We start from the raw sequence: 26,473 nt of genomic DNA, 5'->3' as shown, positions 1-26,473 counted from the left end.
AGCAAGCCCTTGCCTTGCTAGCGGCTGACATTTGGGTCAAGTATTGGGCTGGCCGCTCCCCAAAGCGGCGGGTTGTTCGGGCCTTCTAACAGGCCAGCAGAGCTTCCGGCAGCAGTCGAATACAGCGTAGCACTTAGCTGGTGACAGAGAGTGCTACCCAGAAACCAAGCGTTTTTCGGCGGCCAACTTCTCCGGTTCGGCCCATCTCGGTACCTCCCATTCCTTTCCAATTCCCACATGAAACACCCTGTACCCCTGCGGCGGGCTCTCGGCCTTACGCTGCTTACTGCTGCACCGCTGGCGGCCACGTTGCCAGCCACCGCTGCCGCAAACAGCGCCTCCCATTTTGCCGCTTCTTTCGCCGTTGATGTGCCCGTGAGTGGGCGCGTGCTGGATGAAAAAGGCGCTGGCATGCCCGGCGTAACGGTAGTAGTGAAGGGCACGGCCCTGGGCACCTCTACCGGTCCCGATGGCGAGTTTACCCTGTCGGTGCCCGACAACGCTACCACCCTGCTCTTTTCCTTTATCGGCTATAAAAGCCAGGAGGCGGCCGTGAGTGGTCGGACCACCTTTTCCGTGACGCTGACCCCCGACGCGGCCGCCCTGGATGAAGTAGTAGTAACCGGCTACCAGACCCAGCGCAAGGCCGATTTGACCGGGGCCGTGGCCGTGGTGAAAACCGACGAAATTAAGAGCATGGCCTCCAACGACGTAACCCGTAACCTGCAGGGCCGCGTGCCGGGCGTGCAGGTCACAACGGATGGGGCGCCGGGCAGTGCTGCTTCGGTGCGCATCCGCGGCATCGGTACGCTGGGCAACAATGACCCGCTCTACGTTATTGACGGCATTCCCACCAAGGAAGGCATCAACCAGATCAACCAGAACGACATCGAGTCGATTCAGGTGCTGAAGGATGCCTCGGCGGCCAGCATTTACGGTTCGCGGGCGGGCAATGGCGTTATCATCATCACCACGAAGAAGGCCAAGAAGGGCGCCACGCAGGTAAACTTCTCTACCTTCTTCACGGTGCAGAAGCCGGGTCCGCACATTAAGATGCTCAACACCCAGGACTACGGCCGGGTGTACTGGCAGGCCGCTACCAATGACGGCTCGACGCCCAGCTTGCCGTACTACACCTTCCAGTCGCACACGGGGCCCGATGGCCGGCCGGTGCTAGACCAGGTGGTCGTGCCGGAGTTTATCGACGCCAATAAAACCCAGCGCTCCGCCGACACCGACTGGTTTAAGGAAACGCAGCAGAATGCCCTCATTCAGAGCTACGACCTAAGCGTGAGCAGTGGCAGTGAGCGGGGCGGGGCCTTGTTTTCGGTGAACTACTACGACAACAGCGGTACCCTGAAGTACACGGGCTTCAACCGGTACACGGCCCGCCTCAACTCCGACTACAACTTTCTGGAAGGCAAGGTGAAGGTGGGAGAAAACTTGACCATTGTGAAGTCGCAGCGGGCGGAAGTAGACATTTTCAACGTGCGCGACCGGACCAGCCAGCTGCCTTCTATTGTACCCGTGCGCACCGCAGACGGGTTAGGCTGGGGCGGGCCAGTAGCTGGCATGAGCGACCGGGACAATCCGCTGCGCCTGCTCACCGACAACAAGCAGAACCGCTCGAATACGGGACGGGTATTTGGTAACGTGTTTGCCGACGCTGAAATCCTGAAGGGTCTGCACCTGCGCTCCAGCTTCGGCATCGACTATAGCCTCTACAAGTACCGCCAGATCTACAAAACCTACACCGCGGGCTTCCTGTCGGAGGCCAACAACCGGGTGACGGACAACGAAAGCTTCTTCGGCAACTGGGTGTGGCAGAACACGCTGAACTACAACCTCTCCCTCGGCGGCAAGCACCAGCTTGATTTCCTGGCTGGCACGGAGCGCATCAGCTACTACGCCGAAAGCACCTATGCCTCGCGCACCAACTTCGCCAGCGAAGACCCCAACTACACCTACCTCGATGCGGGCTCGGCCAACAAGGACAACGGCGGCTCCGGCACGGCTTACCGCTTGGCGTCCTACTTCGGCAAAGTAAACTACTCCTTTGCCGACAAGTACCTGGGCTCCGTAACGGTACGCCGCGACGGTTCCTCCCGCTTCGGTACCGACAACCAGTTTGGGGTATTTCCGGCTCTGTCGGTGGGCTGGCGCTTAAGTGAGGAAGGCTTCCTGAAAGACAACGTGGGCTTCCTTTCCGACTTGAAGCTGCGCGCCGGCTGGGGGCAAACCGGCAACCAGGATATTGCCAACTTCGCGGCCCGCGGCCTCTACCAGTCTTTGCTGGGCACCCTGGACCCCAACTTCGACTACGACCACGGCACAGCCTACGACATCTACGGCAACGACACCAACCTGCCCTCGGGCTACCGCCGCGTGCAGCGGGCCAACCCCAACCTGAAGTGGGAAACCACCACCCAAACTAACGTGGGGGTTGACTTCGGCTTCCTGCAAAATAAGGTGTCGGGCTCGGTAGACTACTTCGTGAAGAAGAGCGAAGATATCCTCGTGAACCTGCCGTATCTGGCCGTAGTAGGCGAGGGCGGCGACCAGTTTGTCAACGGGGCCTCCATTGAAAATAAAGGATGGGAGTTCCTGCTCAATTACCAGAACGAGCTTGCGAATGGGCTGACCTACAACATCACGGGCAACCTTTCTACCTACCGCAATACGCTCACCTACCTGCCGGCGGAGGTGATTAATGCTTACGGCGGCAACGGCCAGGACGTAACTCGCTTGGGGCACTCCATCAATGCGGTGTATGGGTACGTGGCCGATGGGCTTTACCAAACCACGGCCGAAGTAAGCCAAGGCCCTACCCAGGTAGGCGCCGCCCCCGGCCGCATCCGCTATAAAGACCTGAATGGCGACGGCAAGGTGGACAACTTCGACCAAACCTGGATTACAGAGGGCGTACCAGACTTCAACTACGGCCTCAACCTGGGCGCGGCCTTCAAGGGGTTCGATTTGCAGATCTTCTTACAAGGGGTGCAGGGCCTCTACGCCTACAACAACGCAAAATTCCGAACCGACTTCTCGTCCTTGGCTTCGGGGGAAAACTGGGGTCAGCGCCTGCTCGATGCCTGGACGCCCACCAACACCGGCTCCAGCATTCCGGCCGCTACGCTCATCAACAGCAACAACGAGGGCCGCGCGTCTACTTACTTCGTTGAAAACGCTTCTTACTTAAAGCTGCGCAACCTGCAGCTAGGCTATTCACTGCCCGCCGACGTGGTGAGCAAGGTGCGGCTAAAAGGGGTGCGCTTGTATGTGCAAGGGCAGAACCTGTTCACTATCAAGAGTAAAGAATACACCGGTCCGGACCCCGAGGTGACCAACTACCAGTACCCCATTCCTCGGATTTTCAGCACCGGCCTCAACGTATCCTTCTAACCACCCGCTAGCACTCCTACCCATGAATATCCTAAAATCCAGCGTGCTGGCGCTTTCCCTGCTAGCCGTTTCCGTTGGCTGCAACGATCAAAAATTCCTTGATGTGCAGCCCACGGGTGCCCTCACCGATGAGCAGCTGAACACCGTAGCCAACGTGGAGAAGCAGGTAATAGCCACCTACTCCCAGCTCGGCAACGATGTGTACCGGGCGCCTTACACCTCCATGTGGCCCTACGGCAACGTGCGCGGCGGCGACGCCTACAAGGGCGGCAACGGCACGGCCGACGTGGACGCCTTCCACTTCTACGAAACCTTCACGTTCAACCGCGTGGATGTGGGCAACACCGATGAGCTGTGGTTCTTGATTTACATTGGTATTTCGCGCGCCAATGATGCTCTGCGCCGCCTTGACGCCATTGATGCGGCGGCCATGCCTAGCAAGAAGGTGCGCCAGGGAGAGGTGCGCTTCCTGCGCGGGCACTTCTACTTCCTGCTGAAAGAGCTATTTAAGCGCGTACCCTACATCGACGAAACGGTGCCCACGGCGCAGTACGCCGAGGTATCGAACGTGGCCCTGAGCAACGACGAGCTGTGGACCAAGATTGCCGACGACTTCCGCTTTGCGGTAGCCAACCTCCCCGAAACCCAGCCGGAAACGGGGCGGGCCAACAAGTCGGCGGCCCAGGCCTACCTAGCCAAAACGCTGCTCTATCAGGCCTACGTGCAGAACGATGCCCACGCCGTGACGTCAGTTGACCAAGCCAAGCTGCAAGAGGTAGTAACCCTGACCGACCAAGTCATTGCCTCGGGCAAGTACTCTCTGCACCCCGATTTCGCCACCAACTTCCTGACCGTGGGCGACAACGGGCCTGAGTCGGTGTTTGCCATTCAGTTTTCGCGCAACGATGGTACGCCCAAGGGCCGCACCGACCGGGGCAACCAGCTGAATTACCCCATGAACCCCGACTACGGCTGCTGCGGCTTTCACCAGCCCAGCCAGAACTTAGTAAACTCCTTTAAGACGGATGCGCAGGGACTGCCCCTGTTTACCACCTTCAACAACTCCGACTTGGCTAAGCCGGCTGATTTTCAAACCAATACCGTAGACCCGCGCCTCGATCATACCGTCGGGATTCCCTCGCACCCGTATAAGTATGCGCCTACGTTCATCTTTGAGACCTCCTGGCTGCGCGACCAGAATACCTACGGGGTCTATATGTCGATGAAGGAAAATGTGCTGCCCTCGGATCCTAGTTTTCAGAAAACGCCTCCTTTCATGAGCTCCTCGAAGAACTGGACCCTTATCCGCTACGCCGATGTACTGCTGTGGAAGGCCGAAGCCCTTATTGAGTTGAACCGGGCCCCGGAGGCACTGCCCATTATCAACCAAATCCGGCGGCGGGCCCAAAACAGCACCGCCAAGCTGAAAACTGCTACCGGCACCACCATCTCCAACTACAATATTGGCCTCTACCCAATGGCGGCGTGGAACCAGCAGTACGCCCGCGAGGCTCTGCGCTTCGAGCGGCGCCTGGAGTTTGCCATGGAGGGCTACCGCTTCTTTGATCTGGTGCGCTGGGGCATTGCGGCCAACTACCTGAATACCTACTTCGACCGGGAAAAAACCAAGCGCCAGTACTTGCAAACGGCCCGGTTTACAGCCGGCCGCGACGAGTACCTCCCGATTCCGCTAAACCAGATTAACTTCAGCAAAGGCCTCTACAAGCAGAACCCCGGCTGGTAACCCCGAATACCCAAGCCCATCTTGTTGAGCTAGTTGGGGCATCTCGCTCAAACCAGCTAGTAACACGCCAAGTGCTTCGGCTGCGCTCAGCATGATGGGCTGCTTTTCTTGCCTTCACCCTTGAATTTTCCGCTGTGAAAAATAGCAACGTTTTCTTCTGGTCCCTGGTGGTAGCGCTGGGCGGCTTTCTGTTCGGCTTCGATACGGCCGTTATTTCCGGGGCTGAAAAGGCCATTCAGCAAGTATGGCACCTGACCCCGGTAGAGCACGGCTTCACGATTTCCATTGCCCTGATTGGTACCGTATTCGGCGCCATCTTCGGCGGCATTCCGTCCGATAAGCTAGGCCGCCGCCAAACCCTGATCTGGATTGCGGTGCTGTATTTCGTGTCGGCCCTGGGGGCGGCCCTTACGCAAAGCTGGGTTGCTTTTCTAGTGTTCCGCTTCTTGGGAGGGCTCGGCGTGGGTGCCTCATCCGTCACGGCACCGCTTTACATCTCGGAGGTGTCGCCGCGCGAGTCGCGGGGGCGCATGGTGAGCATGTTTCAATTTAACATCGTGCTGGGCATTCTGGTGGCCTACCTCTCCAACTACTTGCTCACGGGCACTGGCGAGCAGGACTGGCGCTGGATGCTGGGCGTACAGGTAGTACCCGCGGCCGTGTTCTTCCTGCTGCTGTTTCGGGTACCGGAGAGCCCCCGCTGGCTGATTGGACAGGGCCGGGTAGAGGAAGGGCGGCAGGTGATGCAGCTCATCAACCCCACCACCGCCGACCAAGACGTGACCAGCATCCTGACCACTAATGCCACTGACGCCGCCATAGAAGGTGGCCGCTCGTTGTTTGCCCGCCAGTACCGCGGGCCCGTTATGCTGGCCGTGCTGTTTGCCGTGTTCAACCAAGTGTCGGGCATCAATGCCATTATCTACTTCGCGCCCCGCATCTTTGAAATGACGGGCCTGGGCAAAGGCTCGGCGCTACTCTCCTCAGCCGGGCTGGGGCTAGTAAACTTTGCCTTCACGCTGCTGGCCCGCCAGTTCATCGACCGGTTTGGGCGCCGCAAGCTCATGTTCATTGGCTCATTTGGGCTGATTGCTACTCTGGGCTTGGTGTCATATGCCTTCTACACCCAAGATTTCAGCGCTCTGGGCGGCATGCTAGTGCCGGTGCTGCTGTTCGTGTACATTGCTTTTTTTGCTTTCTCGCAGGGAGCCGTCATTTGGGTGTTCATCTCCGAAATCTTCCCCAACACGGTGCGGGCCAAAGGGCAGGCCCTGGGGTCGTCCACGCACTGGGTAATGGCCGCCATTATTGCGTTTACCTTTCCTTACTTCGCCGAGCAGTTGGGCGGCGGCCACACGTTTGCGTTCTTCTGCGCCATGATGGTGTTGCAGCTGCTGTTTGTGTGGCGCCTCATGCCCGAAACCAAGGGTACTTCGCTGGAACAGCTAGAAAAAACCTTGGTAATTCACTAGTGCCACTAAAGCAGTACGCCGCCCTCCGGCACTGAGCTGCTTGGTTCCTCTTCTCAATTAAACTCCCGTATTCCTATGTCTGAAAAGAAAATAGTCTGCTTTGGGGAAGTGCTGTGGGACGTGCTGCCCACCGGCAAGCAGCCCGGCGGTGCGCCTTTCAACGTGGCCGTGCACCTACACCAGTTGGGCTTGCCCGTAGAGTTGATTAGCCGTGTTGGCGATGATGAGCTGGGTACCGAGCTGCTCGAGTTTATTGAATCCAAGGGCCTCCGCACCGACTATGTGCAGCGCGGCAAAACCCACCTTACCGGCGTAGTGAAAGCCAACGTGGATGACGCCAACGAGGTGACCTACAAGATTGTGCAGCCCGTAGCCTGGGACTATATTCAGTACGATGCCGCGCTAGAGCAGCTTGTGGAGCAGGCCGAGGTGTTTGTGTTCGGTAGCTTGGCTGCCCGCCAGGCCGGCACCCGCGAAACCCTGTACCGCCTGCTGGAACACGCCCGATTCAAGGTGTTCGACGTGAACATGCGGCCCCCACACTACACTAAGGAGGTAACCAAGTATTTGCTGGAAAAGGCAAACCTAGTAAAGATGAATCACCACGAGCTGGCCGAAATCATGACTTGGTTTGGCTTGGAAACCGACCGCCCCACGGCTATGCAATGGCTAGCCGAGCGGTTTGATTTGCAGGCCGTGTGCGTAACCTGTGGGGCCGATGGTGCCCTGCTCTGTACCAATGGGCAGCTGTACCGGGCCCCCGGCGTAGCGGTAGAGGTTAAAGACACCATTGGCAGCGGCGACTCCTTCCTGGCCGCTCTGCTAAAAGGCTGGCTGAACGGGCAGGAGCCTGGCGAAGCCCTACGCTTTGCCTGCGCCACGGGGGCACTGGTAGCTACGCACTTGGGCGCTACTCCCGCCATTCGGGAAGCCGATGTGCTGGAACTGCTGGAGCCGCGCGCCGTGTAGCGCCGCACTCCTTATTATATGGTGTCTGCTGGCATCTGTGCTGGCTTAAGCTACTCTTGTCCGATTTCGTTACTACCTGCACTCTTCCCACCCGCATGAAAAAGACCCTGTTTCTGGCCCTTTCGCTTCTAGCTGCCGCGCCCGTAGTACAGGCCCAAACGCCTGCCCCCGTACCCCCGGTTACCCCCCAATACCGCCCTGCCTACCACTTCACACCCTCGGCACACTGGATGAACGACCCCAATGGGATGGTGTACCTGAACGGTACGTATCACTTGTTCTTTCAGCACTACCCCGAGGGCATGACCTGGGGGCCCATGCACTGGGGCCATGCTACCAGCAAAGACCTGGTAAGCTGGAAGGAGGAAGCCATTGCCTTGTTTCCTGACAAGCTGGGCATGATCTTCTCGGGCAGCGCCGTGGTAGATGAAAACAACACCGCCGGGTTCGGCAAAAACGCGCTGGTAGCCATTTTTACCCACCACAACGCCGACGAGGAAAAGAAGAAAACCAACAAGCACCAATACCAGAGCCTCGCCTACAGCCTCGACGAAGGCAAAACCTGGAAGAAGTACGAGGGCAACCCGGTACTGCCCAATCCGGGCATCCAGGACTTCCGCGACCCCAAGGTGAGCTGGAACGTGGTGGCAAAGCAGTGGGTAATGACCCTGGCAACCAAGGACCGCATTACATTCTACGGCTCGCCCAATCTGAAAAGCTGGACCAAGCTGAGCGAGTTTGGCGAGAAACTGGGTGCCCACGGCGGCGTGTGGGAATGCCCCGACCTGTTTCCGCTGGTCCTGAACGGCAAAACCCACTGGGTGCTGCTGGTGAGCATTAACCCCGGCGGGCCCAATGGGGGCTCGGCAACCCAGTACTTTGTGGGGCAGTTCGATGGCAAAACCTTCACGCCTACCACTACCACCCAAAAGTGGGTTGATTGGGGCAAAGACAACTACGCCGGCGTGACGTGGAACAACACCGGGGCGCGCAAGCTGTTCCTGGGTTGGATGAGCAACTGGGAATACGCCAACGAAGTGCCTACCTCGCCCTGGCGTAGCGCCATGACCACACCGCGAGACCTCGCGTTGCGGCAAGTAGGTCCGGAAATCTACCTCACTTCGGAGCCTGCCAAGGAAGTAAGCAAGCTTGCCCAGCCCAGCCAAACGCTAAAAAACGTGGCGGTGAAGTCTGAGCTAGACCTGTCAGATAAGATTAAGCCCAGCAGCCCGCAGTTTCAGCTCAAGCTCACGACCAAGCAGCTACAAGAGTTTGCCCTCGTATTGTCGAATGCAAAAGGGGAGGAGCTGGCCATCGGTTACAACAAAATAGCTAACCAGTACTACATCGACCGGAGCAAGGCCGGTGCCACGGGCTTCAGCAACAAGTTTGCGGGTCGCCACCCCGGGCCCCGCTTAGCTACGGGCCCCGCTGCCGCCCTCACGCTCTTGTTTGATGCCGCTTCTGTGGAAGTATTTGCTGATGATGGGCTCACCACTATGACGGAAATATTCTTCGTTTCTCAACCGCTAACCACGCTGAAAATTCGGGCCAAAAATGGCGTTACGTTTGACGCGCTTACGTATGCTTCGCTGGCTGGAACGGTGAAATAAAGTATCACTCTAGGATAGGAAGAGGTTGCCGTACGAGGCTTGCAAAACGGTGTTTTGATGGGCGGTGAGTGTGCCGAAATACTTGCAAACAGCTGATTTGTCGGTATTTATACTGATAAAAAGAGGCAAAATACGTATTTGTTCGTATAAATTTTTTAGGCGGCGCAGCGTTTGAGACCGTACAATACAATCGTTGTTAAACAACATTTTTGATCTGACTCATTCACCACGTCAACCAACCTACTCCTATGAAAAAGGTAGTTAAATCAGCCCTGGCTATTCGCACCCTCGGCCTCGCGTTCTGCGTAGGCGCCGCCCTCAGCTCTTGCTCTAGCACGAGCACTGATGCTCCCGCCGGCTCTACCAGCGGCTCCACCGATGGCACCACGTCGGGAACAACATCAGGTACTACCTCCGGCACTACTAGTGGCTCTACCACGTATGGCACCACCAGCGGTACCTCTACTTCGGGCGGCACTACCAGCGGTACTACTTCGGGTACTACCACTACTGGCACTACCTCCGGCACCACTTCGGGTACTACTACCAGCGGCACCACCAGCGGTACGACTACCGGCGGTACCACTCGCTAAGCATCTTTCCTCTATCTAGAGGTACATATGAAAGGCCCGTTTCAGCATGCTGAAACGGGCCTTTCATGTTTTGCAGAGTCTGTAGGCTATCCCAGAAGCAGGTTATGAGGAGCTAAGACACTAACGTAGCTTGCACTTGACACAAGGTATCCACCGCGGCTTCGGGTCCTGATATGAAATAAGAGGCTTTGAGTAACATGGGCTACTTACCTTATCGCATCACCTGCGGGAAATAGCTCGTCTGAGCGTCTGAATATAGGCTTGATTAGATGTGTAATATTATGATTATCAGGTTGCAGCGTGACTATGGGTTGCTGCTTTGGCGGGGGATATCAGGCCCGTTTTTGCCAGCGCGGTAGGCCGCTCAGTCTAGCGTAAGCGGTTTTGTTCGAAGGTGTTAGCGGTGCCAGGGCAAACGAGTTTGGGATGTGCCGAGGGCTAAGCGGCAGGTGGCTGAACTATGCCTGGGCTAAGCCGTACTGTAAGACCAAGCACAACCATCGGATCATAGTCGGGTTGAATACATCGTGGCGCTTGCAGTATGGCAGGTTGTGCGCCCGTCTTTCCAATCACCTCCAGTTCTTATTTCCATGTCCAATCATTCCGAACCTACCAGCGGAGCTTCGGAGCTGCGGCCGGACGACGGCTCGCGCCGCTCCTTTATGAAGCAGGCCGGTGGCATTCTAGGCTTGGCGCTTGCACCGCCTTTCATCAGCCAGGCAGAGCGTCTTACGGCCTTTTCAAAAACGGTAGAAGGTGTATCGGCCATGCGGCTGAACGTAAACGGCACCGTCCGCACCATTCAGGCCGAACCCCGGGTGACTTTGCTTGATGCCCTGCGGGAATACCTGGACCTGACGGGCACCAAGAAAGGCTGCGACCATGGCCAGTGCGGGGCTTGCACCGTGCACATCGATGGCCGCCGGGTTAATAGCTGCCTTACCCTGGCGGTTATGAACCAAGGCAAGGAAATTACAACCATCGAAGGTCTAGCCAAAGGCGAAGACTTGCACCCTATGCAGGAAGCCTTCATCAAGCACGATGGTTTCCAGTGCGGCTACTGCACGCCTGGCCAGATTATGTCGGGTGTGGCGTGCGTGCGTGAAGGCCATGCCAACTCTGAAGCAGAAATTCGGGAGTACATGAGCGGTAACCTCTGCCGCTGCGGGGCCTACCCCAACATTGTAGCGGCTGTGCGGGAGGTGGCCGGAAAAGGGAAGGTGTAGCGTGGTGCCTTGGTGAATAGGCTGCTACCCATGCTGTTTGCCAACGTGGCAGCGGCGGCGGCCTACTTCACCACCACCTCAGGTTACCAGTTCACTACCCCACCATTTCACTTCTATTCCCATGAATAATTTTAGCTATACGCAAGCGGGCTCTGCCAAGGAGGCTACCGCCATCCGCAAGGCTAATCCGCAGGCCGCTTACATCGCCGGTGGCACTACCTTGCTGGACCTGATGAAGGCTAACCTAGAGGAACATCCTCAGTTGGTTGACATCAACATGCTACCCTTCAGAGGCATTGAGCAAACGCCGGACGGCTTGCGCATTGGCGCTATGGAGCGTATGAGCGATGTGGGCGAAAACCCGCTCGTATTGCAGCAATACCCAGCCATATCGGAGTCGCTCTTGTTGGCCGCCTCGCCCCAGTTGCGCAACATGGCTAGCATTGGCGGCAACATTCTACAGCGTACCCGCTGCGGCTACTTCCGCGACGCGGCCTTCCCCTGCAACAAGCGCGTACCCGGCTCGGGCTGCCCCGCTTTGCAAGGCGACAACCACAACCTCGCCATTCTGGGTACCTCCGATGCCTGCATTGCTACCTCCTACCCCGGCGACTTATCGGTAGCCCTGGCGGCCTTGGATGCCGTGCTGACCCTGGAAAACCAGAAGGGCAAGCAGCGCCGCGTGCCCGTCACCGAGTTCTACTTATTACCCGGAAAAACGCCCCAGAAGGAAACCATGCTGGAACCTGGCGAGCTGATTGTGGCTGTCACAATTCCGGCGGCCGTCCATGCTCGCCGCTCCACCTACCTAAAAGTACGTGAGCGAGCCAGCTACGCCTACGCCCTGGCGTCGGCTGCCGTTGGCCTTGATGTGCAAGGAGGCACCATTCGCTCGGCCCGCGTGGCACTGGGTGGGGTAGGAGCTCAGCCCTGGCGCTCCCGCGAAGCCGAAAAAATCTTGACGGGCGCCCCAGCTACCGAAGCAACTTTTCGGGCTGCCGCGGCCGCAGCCCTCCGTGGGGCGCAACCACGTAGCGAAAACCGCTATAAGGTGGAGCTAGCTCAAAATACGCTGGTGCAGGCCTTGCAGAAGGTTGCTGGCTAAGAACGGTTAGGGAAAACTCGCACCTAACGTCTAAGGCGCAACCCGGGAAGCCGGCGCGTTGCCACCCTTCTGGCCCCTACTGATTGAAGCGCAACAGATAGCGTTTCTACACTTCCTGGAATACTTTCCTTATGGATACCGAACCAAAATTCTTTGAAACCAACCCCCAGAGCGGCTCCGTGGGGCAGCCTCTCGATCGGGTAGATGGCCGCGCCAAGGTGACAGGGCAGGCCCGCTACTCGGCTGAGTTCAACAACCTGCCTGGGCTGGTGCACGCGGTGCTCAAAACCAGTGACGTGGCCAAAGGCCGCATCCAAAGCATTGATACTAGCGCGGCCCTGAAAGAGCCGGGGGTACTAGCTATTCTTACCCATCAAAATCTGCCCAAGCTGGCCAAAACCCCCAATGATGCCCAAAGCAAAAAAGCTATTGGCGCCCCCATGGGTTTCCTGCCCCTAACCTCCGACCAGATTCACTACGCTGGGCAGGCCGTGGCCGTGGTAGTGGCCGATACCTTGGAGCGGGCTCAGCACGCGGCTGCACTCGTACGCGTGAACATTGCCGCCGAAAAACCGGCTGCCTCCTACGAAGATCCCAAAGCCGAGCTATTTGATCCGCAGAAGGTGCAGGATGGTAAAACGCCGGGCCACACCGTGCGGGGCAACCCGAAGGCTGCGTTTGCGGCGTCGCCAGTGCAGCTCACGCATACCTACGTGCACGCCATCAACCACCACAACCCCATGGAGCCTGGGGCTACTACCGCTCATTGGGAAGCTGCGGACCGCCTAACCGTGTACGAGGCAACACAGGGCGTAACCCGCACCCAAAAAGCGCTGAGCACCATGCTAGGGCTAGCCGCTGAGCAGGTACGCGTAGTCACGAAGTACATTGGTGGCGGCTTTGGCTGCAAGGGCTCTAGCTGGCCCCACACTGTTCTTACGGTGCAAACGGCCAAGGCTGTGGGCCGCCCAGTGAAGCTTTCCCTCACACGGCCGCAGATGTTTACCAGCATGGGCCACCGCGAAGACCAAACTCAGACGCTGAAAATAGGGGCGACGAAGGATGGCAAGTTGACGGCTCTCATTCACGAGAAAACCTCTACCACCTCACCGTGGGACGACTACGCTGAGCCAAACAGCCGCATAATAAACCTGCTGTACGCGTGCCCAACGTTTGAATCATCTTACCAGTTGGCGCGGGCCAATGTGATGACGTCTACGTTTATGCGTGCCCCCGGCGAGGCTCCCGGCTCGTTTGCCATTGAATGCTCCATGGATGACCTGGCGTATCAATTGGGCATTGATCCGCTGGAAATTCGGTTGCGCAACTACGCTGAGAAGGACCCCAGCAACGGTAAACCGTGGAGTAGCAAGAGCTTAAAACAGTGCTATGCCCGCGGTGCCGAGTTGTTTGGCTGGAGCAAGCGCAACCCCAAAGCCGGTGCCACCCACGACGGCCGCCTGCTGGTGGGCTGGGGCATGGCTACGGCTAGCTACCCCGTGCATAACAACCAAGGCACGGCCCGCGTGCGGCTCTACGCCGATGGGCATGCCTTAGTGCAAACCGGCGCTACCGACCTGGGCACGGGTACCTATACCGTAATGACCCAAGTAGCGGCCGATGCGCTATGGATAACTCCCGACAAAGTGCGCTTTGAACTAGGAGATACCAAACTGCCTACCGCGCCTAACTCCGGGGGGTCGGTGGCGGCGGGCACGGTGTCGTCGTCTATCTACATGGCTGCGCAAGACGTGTGGCAGAAGCTTATCAAGCAAGCCACGCAGGATAAGAAGTCGCCACTGTTCCGAGCCAAACCCGCCGATGTGGTGGTGGAAAAAGGCCGGATGGTGCTCAAGTCAGATAAGACCAAGGGTGAAGACTTCGCGACGCTGATGAAGCGCAACGAAATGAGCGATGTGGAAGGAAGCGGCAACGGTAAGTACGGCGCCGGCTACGAGTCGGGACTAGCGGCTGGCCCGGCCGACTCCGGCCACCAAGACGACATGGCGGGCCACTCCATGCACTCCTTTGGCGCCCACTTCTGCGAGGTGAAGGTAGACCCCGATTTGGGTACCGTGCGCGTTACCCGCTGGGTAAGTGTGCACGCCGCGGGCCGCATTCTCAACGCCAAAACGGCCCGCAGCCAGATTATTGGCGGCAGCATCTTTGGCATTGGATGCGCGCTGATGGAAGCCACCAAGCGCGACCAGAACTTTGCTCGCTACACCAACGCTACCCTGGCCGACTATCACATTCCCGTTAGTGCCGACATTCCGGAAATGACGGTGGAATTTGTGAACGAGCATGACCCATATATCAACGCGATGGGGGTGAAGGGCATTGGCGAGATTTCGATGGTAGGGGTAGCCGCCGCCGTTGCTAATGCGGTGTTTCACGCTACAGGTAAGCGCATCCGCAGCCTACCCATCACGCCGGACAAAGTGCTTGAAACCAAGATGGTGCAGGTATAGAGTACTGCCTGTTCGTGACCGCACAAAAAGCAAAAGGCCCGTTTCCAAGTGGAAACGGGCCTTTTGTATGTACGCAACGCGTAGAGCAGTAGCTTACTGAGCTTGGAAGCCCGTGGTTACGGCGCGGTAGGCGTTTACGCGGCCGTAGCCGTAGTATGGGTCACGACCGGTTTTGCCCAGGTCGTCGGCGGAAGCACGCAGCACGGCCCGCACCTGAGCGGGAGCCATTTGACCACCGTTTTTGCCTACAATCAGAGCGGCAACACCTGCAGCGTGAGGACCAGCCATGCTCGTGCCAGCCGACCAGCTGTAGCGGCCTGCACTTGTGCAGCTAAACACCATGTCAAACGCAAAGGCATACTGACGAACGCCCGCAACCGTTACAATCTCGTTGCCAGGATACTCGGCGTCGCCACCGGGAGCAGCGAAGTCTACGTCTGAGGTGCCGTAGTTGGTGTAAGAAGCTACGCGGTCAAGATCAGCGGTGAGCGGGTTCAGGGCCCAGCCAATAGGACCGGTAGCCGAAATCGAAATCACGCCGGTAGCACCAGAAGGAATGTGTACTAGGTCCTGGTCGCGCTGCCCGTTGTTGGCGTCGTTGCCGGCCGAGGCAATAACCGTGGTGCCTTTCTTGTTGGCGTAAGTTGTCGCCTTGCCAATAGCTACCAGCAGTTCCTGAATTTCCTTGGTTTCGTTTACCACCTTATCATCCGACGGATCATCGGGTGTGCCGTTATCGTCGAGGTACTTGCTGTTGCGTGGAATAGCCGCGCCCAAGCTCATGTTGATAACGTCGGCGTTGTGCGCCACGGCGTAGTAAATGCCCTGAATCATCCACGAGAAGGAGCCTCTGCCACCATCAGCCAGTACCTTCACCAGCAGCAGCTTGGCGTCGGGGGCTACTCCAACTACCCCAATAGTGTTGTCGACGGCAGCAATAGTACCGGCGGTGTGGGTGCCGTGGCTAAATGCCGTGGAGGCGAACTGAGCCGGCTCGCCGGGAACGTACGATACAGATTCTTGAATGTTAGCCTGCAGGTCGGGGTGGGTCAGGTCGAAGCCGCCGTCTAGCACAGCTACCAGGGCTCCTCTGCCACGGGCACCCGCGTTCCAGGCTTCGGGCGCTTGAATAGCGGTATGACCCCACTGCAAGGGGAAGAACCGGTCGTTGTCGCCGGTGCTGGCTGGGTTGGTGTTATCAGACTCGTTCAGAGCCGGCGTTTCGCGGGCCGAGACGGGGTTGTAGCCCTGATAGGAGAAGTCGTGAATAACCGAACGCACGCCGCTAATCCGGGAGGCTTTAGCCGCGAAATCGGGGTCAGTGGAGGTAGCAATGGCAAGACCAGTTCCGGGTAGTTCCGTTGTTAGCTTACCATTGGCGGCGGCAGTTTTGCTGGCCAGGTCGGCGGGCAAGGCGTCCGTGGCCGACAGGATAATGTACTCGTGGCTCCGGCGCACAACCCCTTGGGCAGTGGCTTCGGCCAGGTTGGAGCGGCTAGCCTGCGCAGCCACATCCGATACTTGAATTTCTTCCTTGCTGCAGCCCGTCATCAGAGCCAAGCCAAGGGTCATAAGAGAGAATGAACGAGCTGTAAATGTTGATTTTATCATGAAAAGGATGGTTAAGTATATGCCCCCTAAGTTCAGAGTGATTTGTTATAAAACAAGGATTTAATTGCCTAAATCATAAAATTATGCACATTCAACATATGATATTTTCTATAGGTCAGTTTACAGCATTATTGAATGTTTATAAAGTATTATAAGTAAAATACTAAATAGCAATACTTTACCGTTTTGAAATACGGCAAGCTCCACGGTATTCAACCTCACGCCATCAACCTGCGTACGTAGTGCTGGCAGGCCGTTTTAGGATAGTCTGTCTTGTTCCTCCTATCTGTTTTCGGGCTGGCCCAACATACCGGGTTGGTTGCTGGTTTCTTGCCATGACTGAACTTGAACGTCTTTTGCGTGCTTACGATGACCACCGTACTGCGGGCCGGGCTTGTGCATTGGCATCGGTAGTGGATGTAGCTGGCTCGGCTTATCGACGGCCCGGTGCCCGCATGCTCGTAACGGATGAGGGGCAGCTAACGGGCGCCATCAGCGGAGGGTGCCTTGAAGGCGACGCCCGTCAGCGCGCCCGGCGTACTATTCAGCAAGGGCGTCCCACCGTTGTCACCTACGATTCTACTGACCCCGACGATGACTTGCAGTTTGGCGCTGCCCTGGGCTGCCAGGGCATTGTACAGATTTTGCTAGAACCTCTCGACTTTACCGACCCTAACAACCCCGTGGAGCTGCTGCGCCGTTGGGCCAGCGGAGTAGAAGAACTAGCCGTAATAGCCACCGTGTTTGGGGTGGCAGGCGGGGGCCAGGACCTGCACGTGGGGCAACGGTTGCTGCTGACCTCGGCCGGTATTCAAGGAACCTTGCCTACCCATGCCAACTTGTACCCGCACATATTGGCCGATGCGCGTGGTGCGCTGGCTGCCGGTCAGCCCGCTACCCGTCATTATCCAGCAGAAGCCGGTACCACAAGGGTTAGTCTGGAAATATTGCGCCCTCCCGTACGCCTCACGGTATATGGTGCCGGCAACGATGTGCAACCCCTCGTGCGGTTAGCTGCCAGCCTTGGCTGGCGTGTGCAGGTAGTAGACGGCCGACCCGCCCAGGCGCAACCCACGCGCTTCCCCGATGCGGACGAGGTGCGGGTGTTGCCCTTGGCACAGGTAGCTGACGAACCCTACGACGGCAGTTTCGCCCTGCTCATGACCCACAATTACTATTATGACTTGGCCGTGCTGCAGCATTTACTGCCCGCTGCTAATGCGCGCTATATTGGGTTGCTCGGCCCGCGGAAGAAATACGAGCGTCTGTTAGACGACTTGCGTAAGGATGTGCCCGATGCAGCCGAACAGTTGCGGGGGCGTATTCACAGCCCCATTGGCCTGAACCTAGGGGCCGAAACCCCTGAGGAAATTGCGCTTTCCATCATAGCCGAAATTCAGGCCGTGCTAACCGGGCGCCCTGCTGGCTTTTTGCGCGACTCGCCGCACCCCATTCACCCGCCTTTGCGTACGGATGCTCCTCTCGTAGCCGAAGGAAGGGTAGACGCCGTGTGCGGCCTATAGGGCTTGCGTAAGGGAAGCAACAGAGCTAACGTAGGCGCTTGCCGAAGCCAATTACTAATCATCCTTCGCCAGCTTCGTTTGAGCTTAGAATACCTGTATGCCTACCATCCTACTTCTTGCGGCCGGATCTTCGTCTCGGCTGGGGCGCCCCAAGCAACTGCTGCGGTTCCAGGGCAACACCTTACTCCGCCGCGCCGCTGAAACCAGCGTAATGGCCGCAGCGGGGCTACCCGTAGTAGTAGTAACGGGGGCTTTGCACCAAGAACTATTACCGGAACTAGCCGGCTTACCCGTAACAACGGTGCACTGCCCCGCCTGGGCAGAGGGTATGGGAGCCTCAATGAAATGTGGCCTGGCGGAGCTGGAAAAGCTTCAGCCGGCATGGACGGAAGTGTTGGTGCTGCTCTGTGACCAGCCCCACGTGACGCCAGATCTACTCAAGCAGTTCTCTGTTGTTCGGGCCGCTACTGGCTTACCAATTGCCGCAAGCCAGTATAGTAGTACTACCGGAGTGCCTGCCCTGTTTGGGCGGGAAGCGCTGCCCTTGCTACTGCAACTGCCCAATGCCGCCGGGGCAGGGCAGCTCCTAAAGCACCGACCCGACTTGGTAGCCACCGTGCCGTTTCCCGCGGGAGTTATTGATGTAGACACGGAGGCCCAGTACGCCGAGTTGCTGGCCATCCCAGCACCTGTGGCATCGCCCGGTAACGAATAGCGGTGGAGGCCATGGGGACGAGCTAGTACGCACCCTTGCTCCAGCTAGGTATGGGCCCAAACCGACAACCGCAACCCGGAATTCCCGTTATCTTGTCGGGCCCTACAACCTCAACTATTGTCTTATGACTACTGCCTCGGCCCCTGCGCCGGACACCGCCTTTGATGCCATTCCAAAAGATGATAAGCGCATCACCCGCGGTTGGACTTTCTACGACTGGGCCAACTCAGTGTACCCACTGGTTATCACCAGTTCCATCTTCCCGATTTACTGGGGCGCCATCACCAAGCAGCTAAGCCCTGAAACGGATATTGTCAGCTTTCTAGGGTTCAAGGTTCCGGGCTCCTCGCTGCTGACGTATGCTATTTCGGCAGCCTTCCTCGTCATTGCGCTGGTAAGCCCTTTCCTGACGTCGTTGGCTGACTTCTCGGGGCGGAAGAAGCTATTTATGCAGATTTTCTGCTACCTCGGGGCGGCGTCCTGCGCGGCGCTTTACTTCTTTACGCCTAGTACGCTTACAGCCAGTACGTTCGTCTTTATTTCGGCTACCATTGGCTTTTCCGGCTCCATTGTGTTCTACAACTCCTACCTGCCGCTGATTTCGAGCGAGGAGCAGTACGACTCCTTGTCGGCGCGTGGTTTTTCTATGGGGTATATCGGCTCGGTGCTGCTGCTGGTTATTTGCTTGGGCCTGATTATGGGGCACGACAAAATCGGCTTGGAGGAAAGCCACGCTACCCGCTTGGCTTTCCTCCTGACGGGTATTTGGTGGGCTGGCTTCGCTCAGATACCATTCTTTACCCTACCCGCCGACCCCGGCCGACCCGCCGGAGCCGTTTCAGATTCGGGCTGGTTGCTCAACGGGTTCCGGGAGCTGGGTAAGGTAGTCGATCAGCTTAAAGGGCTACCCAACCTAAAGCGGTTTCTGTTAGCCTACTTCACCTACAACATGGGTGTGCAGACGGTGATGTACGTGGCTACCATTTTCGGCGACAAAGAGCTACACCTGGAAAGCACCGCTCTAATTGTTACTATTCTGCTGCTGCAAATTGTAGGCATTCTGGGTGCTTATCTATTTGCTAAACTGTCGGAGCGCATTGGTAACACCCGCGCCTTGAGTTGGTCTGTGTTCATCTGGATGTGCATTTGCGTAGCCGGCTATTTCGTGCAGGCAGGGTGGTCGTTCTACGCACTAGCCGCCGTCATTGGTCTCACCATGGGCGCCATTCAAAGCCTCTCGCGCAGTACCTACTCTAAGATTATCCCTGAAAATACGCCCAATACAGCCGCTTTCTTTAGCTTCTTCGACGTAACAGAAAAGCTCAGTATCGTGATTGGTACGGCCGTTTTTGGCGTTATCGCACAAATAACGGGTTCTATGCGCAACAGCATTCTGTCGCTCATCGTGTTTTTCATCTTGGGCCTACTTTTCCTGCTTACCCTCCGGGGCAAGAAGCTGCGCGACATCAACGAGGCGGATGTAGCCGCCCCCGGACCTCCCCCAGCCACCCCTAACGTGGGTATGCCAGCAACCCGATCTTAACACCAGATGTATTATTGCATCACGCAAAGAGTCCCATTGGCTTAGCTGATAGGACTCTTTGTGTAGTATAATAGGTGCATAACTATTCGGGGCCTGAGTGGTTGAAAGGCCCATTGCATACCATTTCTTTCTCTTACATGACCAACACCCAACCCTCCATTCAGGCTGCCCTCGGCCAAGAATTGAAACATGAACTTGCCCTCACGCGCCGCCTGTTAGAGCGCGTACCTTCCGACAAGTTTGAATGGCAGCCCCATCCTAAATCTATGAAGGTTGGGACGCTGGCCTCGCACATGGCAAACTTGGTGGGGTTCCTGGAAATGTCGTTGCAGGGTGCAGAAACCGACGTGCTAACGGTGAAATTTCCTGACTCGCCGACAACGACGGACGAGGTGCTACGCCGCTTCGATGTGAACGGGGAAAACATTCACAAAGCGCTGGAGCAGGTAGACGATGCTACCTTCCATGACAGCTGGAGCCTGCGCCGTGGAGAGCAAGTACTGTTCACGATGCCCCGCGCTGCCGTGGCTCGTATGTTAGTACTCAACCATCTCATTCACCACCGCGGACAGCTTTCTGTGTATCTGCGCCTGCTTGATATTCCGGTGCCCGCCATCTACGGCGGCTCAGCCGACGAAGCTCCCCAGCGGTAAACCGTACACCGGTCAACTTCCTTTCAGTTGATGTACATATAACAAGGGGGACCTATCCATGCGGATAGGCCCCCCTTGTTATATGTACGAGGTTGCGTTTAGCGAGTCTGGAAGCCTACTTAGCCGCAAATACTTGTTCGCCAGCAATCCAGGTTTGCTGCACCTTAGCGCTGCGAAGCTTCTCTTTCGGTGCTTGCAACAGGTCAGTATCCAGAATAACGAAGTCGGCGGCCATACCGGGCCGGATGCTGCCTTTTTGCTTTTCCTGGAAGGCTGCGTGGGCGGCCCACGTTGTCATGCCGCGTAAGGCATCGGGGCGGCTCAAGGCGTTTTCCATCTGGAAGCCACTGGCGGGGTAGTTCTTGGCATCCTGCCGGGCTACGGCCGAGTGAAACCCGAAAAGCGGGTTAATATCTTCCACGGGAAAATCCGAGCCGAGAGCTACCTGTCCGTACTGCTTACGCAAGTCATTGAAGGCATAGGCCGTCTTTAGACGGTCGGGCCCTAGTCGCTCACCGGCCCAGTACATGTCGGACGTAGCGTGGGTTGGCTGCACCGAGGGCACAATACCAAACTGCCCAAACTTGGGTACATCGGTCTTACTTACAATCTGGGCGTGTTCGATGCGCCAGCGCCGGTCTTTTTGGCCGTGTAGAGCAGCGCCGTATATATCAAGTAGGAGGCGGTTGCTCGAGTCGCCGATGGCGTGCGTATTCATCTGAAACTTACTGGCGGCTAGTTCCTTGGCCAAGCTGCGAAAGTCGGCCACCGACGAAAGCAAGAACCCGGTTTCCTGGGGGCGGTCGGCGTAGGAATGAATCAGGCAGGCGCCACGGGAGCCCAGGGCGCCATCGGCGTACACCTTAAACGAGCACACCGTCAGCCGGTCCTTGAACACGGGGCCATTTTTAAGGTAGTACTGCTTGTTTTCTTTAGTAGGAGCCAGCATAGCGTATAGGCGCAGCTTGAGCTTGCCCTGATCCTGCAAATCGGCTAGTCGGTCGATGTTGGCTTTTTCAAGGCCCGCGTCGGCCAGGCTGGTTAGCCCTACGGCTACGCAACGCTGCTGGGCTTCCAGTACGGCCGCTTCAGCCTCGGCTGCCGTTGGCTCCGGAATCTTGCCTGATACCAAGCGCACCGCATTGTCCACGAGCAAGCCGGTGAGCTTACCACTAGCGTCTTTGGTAATAGTACCACCGCTGATGGGCGTGCGCGCCGTAATGCCAGCCAGCTCCAACGCTTTCTGATTCACGAGGGCAGCGTGACCATCTACCCGGGTTATAAATACCGGCGTGTTGGGAAATAGGGCGTCCAGGGTGTCTTTGGTTGGGAACTGCTTGCCGGGCCAGTCGTTTTGGTCCCAGCCCCGACCCGTAATCCAGGCGGCCTGCGGATATTGCTTACGCTGCTGCTGTAGCTTCTGCACTACCTCTTGCCACGAACTGGTACCTACCAGGTCGGCGTCGCGCAGGCCCAAAGCGTAACGGTAGAAGTGGCAGTGCGCATCGTAAAAGCCCGGGTACACAAACTGGCCTCTGGCATCTACCTCTTGTTTGGCCTGAAACTTCCCCCGCAGCTCCTCGGCCGAACCTACTGCTACAAATTTACCATCCTGAATGGCGAAGGCTTGGGCCGTGCTAAAGGTGGAGTCGACGGTGTATACCGTAGCATTGTACACTAGTACATCGGCGGGCGTACGAGTAGTGTTGGCACAACCCGCTAGTAAAGCCGGGGCAGCCAGAAAAGATAGGAGTCGAAGTCGGGTCATGTTGCGAAGGTACACAACCAACGCCCGTGCCTGCTACTTCCGCTCTACTAGTGTTTCGTGCTCCTGCATTTGCTGTAACCAGGTCAGGGCGTTGGCCTCTTCTGTGAAGCGCTGAATCACGTAGGGACGCCCATCAAGCACGTTCAAAGCCGGCACACTGGGGTCGGCAAGGATGCCCGCAAGCTGATTGGGTGCCATCAAGAAAGCTAGGAAGGTAGTCCGGCCAAGGCGCGGGTGGAGCTTAGGGTAAAACTCGTCTAGCATCCAGTGCACATCGGCAGCATCTACGCTGGTTCGCCGCCGGGTATCTACCAGCCAAAAACGGCAATCTTGCGCCGCTGCCTCATCTAACAAAGCCCCATAGCCGCGGTGCATTTCAAACGGCATCACCGAACGCTGCCAGCGGGCTACCAGCAAGTTTTGCTCGGTGCTATAATGGATAGTGAGATAATTGGAGCTGAACGAACTCATAAAGACAATGGGTTGGAGCAACGCAATGAAGCTCAGTTCAACTAACACAGCGTTGGCTGATACCGACGCTATTTATGCAGGCTTGCTGGCTAAAAGTACTAATTACTCGCGCCCAGCCTACTTCTTCTACCCATAAATATTACAAAAAGGAGGCATAAGCGCTGAACTACCCCCAACAAAAAGCCCGAACCAAGTCATTGGTTCGGGCTTGAAAGGATCCTAGCTACCTAGGTTCTGGTGCTCTACTCGAAGCGCATGTGCTTCACCGACTCCCCGGAGTTCTTGAGTTCCAGCAGCGACTCAATTCCGATTTGCAGGTGGGCCGTCACGAAGTCAGCAGTTACCTTTTTATCGCTCTCCGAGGTTTTCACGCCTTCGGGCGTCATGGGGTTGTCGCTCACCAGCAGGAGGGCGCCGTGAGGAATTTCATTCACGAAGCCCACGGTGAAGATGGTAGCAGTTTCCATGTCCACGGCCATGGCCCGAATCTGCCGCAGGTATTCTTTGAAGTTTTCATCGTGCTCCCACACGCGGCGGTTGGTAGTGTATACCGTGCCGGTCCAGTAATCCTTCTCGTGCTTCTTGATCATGGAAGACACGGCACGCTGCAAGCGGAACGAAGGCAGGGCGGGAATTTCAGCTGGCAGGTAGTCATCGGAGGTACCCTCACCCCGGATGGCGGCAATAGGCAAAATCAGGTCGCCGAGCTTGGTCTTGTTCTTCAAGCCCCCGCACTTACCCAAGAACAGCGCCGCCTTAGGCTTGATGGCTGAAAGCAGGTCCATCACGGTAGCTGCCATGGGAGAGCCCATACCGAAGTTGATAATGGTGATGCCGTTGGCCGTAGCCGTTTGCATGGGCTTGTCGATGCCGCGAATCTCCACCCCAAACTGCTCGGCAAACATGGATACGTAGTTGATAAAGTTGGTCAGCAAAATATACTGCCCGAACTCGTTCAGGGGCACGCCAGTGTAGCGGGGGAGCCAGTTCTCAACAATGTCGGCTTTGGTTTTCATATAGAAGGGAATTAAAGTGTCTTTACAAAAGGCTGCGACAAGGTCAGTCGCGGCTTGGGGCCGCCACCAGCTTTGCACAGCCGGAAAATAGAGGTACAAAAAAACCGTCGGAACCCGAGGGGTGCGACGGTACGGGACGAAAAGCGGGAGTTTGGAGCCCAGGGCCGTACCTTTGGAGGTGATGCAAGAGTTGAACCTGCCGCCTTTCGAGTACAAAGTTACAAAATCCAGCGAAAATTTGCTAATCTGGGATGTATTGCGTCGGCGTAATATAGTACTTACTCCCGAGGAGTGGGTGCGCCAACACGTGGTCCACTACCTGATCAATCATCGGGGCTATCCCAAAGGACTGTTGAGCTTGGAGCGCGGCCATACGTACAACCAGCGCCAGAAGCGCACCGACCTCTGCGCCCTTGATGCCTACGGCCGCCCTTTGTTACTAGTGGAATGCAAAGCCCCTAGCGTGCCCATCACGGCCGATGTGGCCTTGCAAGCGGCTACCTACAACCAAACGATAGGTGCCCCTTTGCTGCTACTTACAAATGGGCTGCACCACTTCTGCTGGCGCGTCGACTTTGTGCATCGTACCAACGAGCGGCTACTGGAGGTGCCCAGCTACGGGGAAGTTCAACAACCGTAAATCAACCAGTAGCAGCGCGGCTGCGCTGCTACTGGTGCTTGTACAAACTATTGTCGGCTAGGCCGTTCAGGAAGAACTGCACGCATGCCTTCAGCTCATTGCCGTACTGAAGTACTTTCTGCGGATCGGGGTTTGATAAGGGCGCGGCAGGTAGTTGGTGGGTACGGTAGGAATACAGCCGTACTTGGTTGTCAGCCGTCAGTTCCGTAACAAAGTCTTGGTGAACAAGAAAGTAGCTGCCGCCACTCAAAAACAGAGCCCGCCCCGTAGTGCCTGCATCGAATACGGAGTAGCCGAAGGGGAGTAGCTTGCCCGGGGCAGAGACGCCCAGGTAGTCAAGTACCGTAGCTGGCAAATCGGCCTGCTGGGTGATGCGCTCTACATTGGCCGAGGGTAGCTGGCGGACCGGATGGAAAAGTAGCAGGGGTGTCTTGTAAGAGCCGAGCGTGTTCTGGTAATCGGGCCGCAGCGTTTGAGAGGTGTGGTCAGCTAGCAGAATAAACAGGGTGTTCTGATACCAGGGTTGGCGCGCCGCGGCCTTAAAAAACTGGCGTAAAGCAAAATCGGTGTACCCAATAGAGGCATGAATGGGCAGCTCACCCGGGGCAAACCGGCCCTGGTATTGGGCTGGTACGGGGAAGGGCTCGTGCGAAGTCAGTGTAAATACCAGGGAGAAAAATGGCTGTGGTTGTTGGCCTAGCTGCCGAGCAAAATACTGCAAGTAAGGTTCATCGAAGATGCCCCAGTGCCCATCAAAATCGGGACTTTGGGCCCCACCGGGGTACTCGTTCAGGCCGTAGTACTGCTGCATGCCCGCAATACCCGCAAAGGTGTTGAAGCCCATGGTGCCGTTTTGCGCTCCATGAAAAACCGAGGTGGTGTAGCCCGCCCGCCCCAGCAGTTCGCCCAGGCCGTGTAGTTCATCGGTCTGAAAATTGGAGGTGATAAACGAGCTTTCCATGAGGGAAGGCAGCCCCGCCAGTACTGCCGGCAACGACTCAATGGAGCGGCGCCCATTGGCGTAGTGGTTACGAAAAAACAGGCCTTTCGTAGCCAACGAGTCAAAGAAGGGAGTGTAGCCCTGCCCGCCGTTTTCGATGCCGTTGTATTCCGAAGCAAAGCTTTCCACTAGCAGAATAACCACGTTGTCGCGCCGGCGGCTGGTAGTGTCGTGGGGCGGGATGGCGGGTGCACGGCGGGCTAGTGCGGGTTGCAACGCCGCGGCCGAAGCGAAATACTGGCGTCGCTCGGCGGGTTGGTAGCCCAGGCTTTTCAGGAAGGTAAAGGTACTGTTTAATGCTACGTGGCCCAGAATAGGCGGGCTTTGCACAAACGCGTGCCCAGTGCGCAAAGGCTTCAACTGCAAGCCTCCCCGAATGCCCAGTACAGTCAGGCCAGCTACTAGAATAAACTCTAGGCCGGGCCGTATCCACCCGCGCGGGCCAGTTGGGCGCGCGGGCACGGCTGCGGGGCTGGGCATAGGGTAGCAGTACCAGAGCAGGCCGAAGAGAACCACAAAAGGTATCAGCAGAAACCAGTAGTGCCCGGCAAGTTGGCCTGCCTGCCGCTGAATGTCATCGGTGATGGTAAACAGCTCATTGCTGGTACGGCGCCCAATAAACTTGAAATATTGGGTGTCAATCAGGTTAAGAGAGATGCCGATGGCATTCAGTGTGAGGTATACGCCGCGTACGAAGGCCTGCCACCGCTGGCCCAAATTGGGCACTAGGGAAAGCAGCAGAAACGGCACGTTCAGCAACAGCAGACCCGAAATATCGAACCGGAAGCCGTGCCAGAATGCTAGCAGTACTTCCCCCGCGCTAGCCTCCTGAAATACAGCATAATTAGCCAGGTAAAACCCTAGCCGAAGCAGTACATACAGACCCAGTAGTAACGCAAACCGGCGCAGCAGCAGGCGGAAAAATACGGAAGGCATGA

19 protein-coding genes are annotated in these 26,473 nt (G+C 57.2%); 14 read left to right on the top strand and 5 right to left on the bottom strand.

Annotation, left to right across the window (positions count from 1 at the left end; translation table 11 throughout):
• The first annotated feature begins 237 nt into the window (after nucleotides 1-237).
• From CHB83_RS03520 to CHB83_RS03480, 9 genes are all read left to right on the top strand, one after another.
• Complete coding sequence (locus CHB83_RS03520) at nucleotides 238-3,402, top strand: SusC/RagA family TonB-linked outer membrane protein (RefSeq protein ID WP_089331668.1); 3,165 nt, start codon at nucleotides 238-240, stop codon at nucleotides 3,400-3,402.
• 22 nt (nucleotides 3,403-3,424) lie between these two features.
• Nucleotides 3,425-5,146, top strand: coding sequence for a RagB/SusD family nutrient uptake outer membrane protein (locus tag CHB83_RS03515; protein ID WP_089331667.1), 1,722 nt, complete (start codon nucleotides 3,425-3,427; stop codon nucleotides 5,144-5,146).
• 134 nt (nucleotides 5,147-5,280) lie between these two features.
• The gene (locus CHB83_RS03510; RefSeq protein WP_089331666.1) at nucleotides 5,281-6,618 is read left to right on the top strand and encodes a sugar porter family MFS transporter; all 1,338 of its coding nucleotides are present in this window, start codon (nucleotides 5,281-5,283) and stop codon (nucleotides 6,616-6,618) included.
• 75 nt (nucleotides 6,619-6,693) lie between these two features.
• Nucleotides 6,694-7,587, top strand: a complete 894-nt coding sequence (locus CHB83_RS03505; protein WP_089331665.1) for a carbohydrate kinase family protein — start codon at nucleotides 6,694-6,696, stop codon at nucleotides 7,585-7,587.
• Between the two features lie 95 nt (nucleotides 7,588-7,682).
• Entirely contained in the window at nucleotides 7,683-9,200 is a 1,518-nt protein-coding gene (locus CHB83_RS03500) for a glycoside hydrolase family 32 protein (protein ID WP_089331664.1), read from the top strand.
• 248 nt (nucleotides 9,201-9,448) lie between these two features.
• Nucleotides 9,449-9,793, top strand: coding sequence for a hypothetical protein (locus CHB83_RS03495; protein ID WP_179225441.1), 345 nt, complete (start codon nucleotides 9,449-9,451; stop codon nucleotides 9,791-9,793).
• A gap of 590 nt (nucleotides 9,794-10,383) precedes the next feature.
• Nucleotides 10,384-11,019, top strand: coding sequence for a (2Fe-2S)-binding protein (locus tag CHB83_RS03490; protein WP_089331663.1), 636 nt, complete (start codon nucleotides 10,384-10,386; stop codon nucleotides 11,017-11,019).
• Nucleotides 11,020-11,140: 121 nt separating this feature from the next.
• Nucleotides 11,141-12,124 (top strand): FAD binding domain-containing protein, encoded by a 984-nt coding sequence (locus tag CHB83_RS03485; protein WP_089331662.1) that lies wholly within the window; start codon nucleotides 11,141-11,143, stop codon nucleotides 12,122-12,124.
• Nucleotides 12,125-12,255: 131 nt separating this feature from the next.
• Nucleotides 12,256-14,595, top strand: a complete 2,340-nt coding sequence (locus CHB83_RS03480) for a xanthine dehydrogenase family protein molybdopterin-binding subunit (RefSeq protein ID WP_089331661.1) — start codon at nucleotides 12,256-12,258, stop codon at nucleotides 14,593-14,595.
• A gap of 93 nt (nucleotides 14,596-14,688) precedes the next feature.
• On the opposite strand, the gene CHB83_RS03475 is transcribed toward CHB83_RS03480, so the two are convergent.
• A complete protein-coding gene (locus CHB83_RS03475) occupies nucleotides 14,689-16,206 on the bottom strand; it encodes a S8 family peptidase (protein ID WP_089331660.1) in 1,518 nt (505 codons plus the stop codon).
• Nucleotides 16,207-16,541: 335 nt separating this feature from the next.
• On the opposite strand from CHB83_RS03475, the gene CHB83_RS03470 reads away from it, so the two are divergent.
• The 4 genes from CHB83_RS03470 to CHB83_RS03455 all read left to right on the top strand — a co-directional run bounded on the left by CHB83_RS03470 (nucleotide 16,542) and on the right by CHB83_RS03455 (nucleotide 20,640).
• Complete coding sequence (locus CHB83_RS03470; RefSeq protein WP_089331659.1) at nucleotides 16,542-17,729, top strand: XdhC family protein; 1,188 nt, start codon at nucleotides 16,542-16,544, stop codon at nucleotides 17,727-17,729.
• 97 nt (nucleotides 17,730-17,826) lie between these two features.
• Complete coding sequence (locus CHB83_RS03465) at nucleotides 17,827-18,444, top strand: nucleotidyltransferase family protein (RefSeq protein WP_089331658.1); 618 nt, start codon at nucleotides 17,827-17,829, stop codon at nucleotides 18,442-18,444.
• Nucleotides 18,445-18,568: 124 nt separating this feature from the next.
• Nucleotides 18,569-19,987, top strand: a complete 1,419-nt coding sequence (locus tag CHB83_RS03460; RefSeq protein WP_089331657.1) for an MFS transporter — start codon at nucleotides 18,569-18,571, stop codon at nucleotides 19,985-19,987.
• Between the two features lie 137 nt (nucleotides 19,988-20,124).
• The gene (locus tag CHB83_RS03455; RefSeq protein WP_045689609.1) at nucleotides 20,125-20,640 is read left to right on the top strand and encodes a DinB family protein; all 516 of its coding nucleotides are present in this window, start codon (nucleotides 20,125-20,127) and stop codon (nucleotides 20,638-20,640) included.
• Between the two features lie 115 nt (nucleotides 20,641-20,755).
• On the opposite strand, the gene CHB83_RS03450 is transcribed toward CHB83_RS03455, so the two are convergent.
• From CHB83_RS03450 to CHB83_RS03440, 3 genes are all read right to left on the bottom strand, one after another.
• Nucleotides 20,756-22,408: an amidohydrolase gene (locus tag CHB83_RS03450; RefSeq protein ID WP_089331656.1), complete on the bottom strand. Its 1,653-nt coding sequence runs from the start codon at nucleotides 22,406-22,408 to the stop codon at nucleotides 20,756-20,758.
• A 33-nt stretch (nucleotides 22,409-22,441) separates the two neighbouring features.
• Nucleotides 22,442-22,879, bottom strand: a complete 438-nt coding sequence (locus tag CHB83_RS03445) for a hypothetical protein (protein ID WP_089331655.1) — start codon at nucleotides 22,877-22,879, stop codon at nucleotides 22,442-22,444.
• 242 nt (nucleotides 22,880-23,121) lie between these two features.
• Complete coding sequence (locus CHB83_RS03440; RefSeq protein ID WP_045689606.1) at nucleotides 23,122-23,895, bottom strand: AMP nucleosidase; 774 nt, start codon at nucleotides 23,893-23,895, stop codon at nucleotides 23,122-23,124.
• A gap of 181 nt (nucleotides 23,896-24,076) precedes the next feature.
• Between CHB83_RS03440 and CHB83_RS03435 the strand changes: the two genes are divergently transcribed.
• Nucleotides 24,077-24,535 (top strand): type I restriction enzyme HsdR N-terminal domain-containing protein, encoded by a 459-nt coding sequence (locus tag CHB83_RS03435; protein WP_055562677.1) that lies wholly within the window; start codon nucleotides 24,077-24,079, stop codon nucleotides 24,533-24,535.
• Nucleotides 24,536-24,563: 28 nt separating this feature from the next.
• On the opposite strand, the gene CHB83_RS03430 is transcribed toward CHB83_RS03435, so the two are convergent.
• Entirely contained in the window at nucleotides 24,564-26,471 is a 1,908-nt protein-coding gene (locus CHB83_RS03430; RefSeq protein ID WP_089331654.1) for an LTA synthase family protein, read from the bottom strand.
• Nucleotides 26,472-26,473 lie beyond the last annotated feature (2 nt).

Origin of the sequence: Hymenobacter mucosus (assembly GCF_900188255.1) — a bacterium.
Taxonomy (GTDB): Bacteria; Bacteroidota; Bacteroidia; order Cytophagales; family Hymenobacteraceae; genus Hymenobacter; species Hymenobacter mucosus.
Note: the sequence above shows the minus strand (reverse complement) of the source record. Positions and strands in the feature narration are given on the sequence as shown.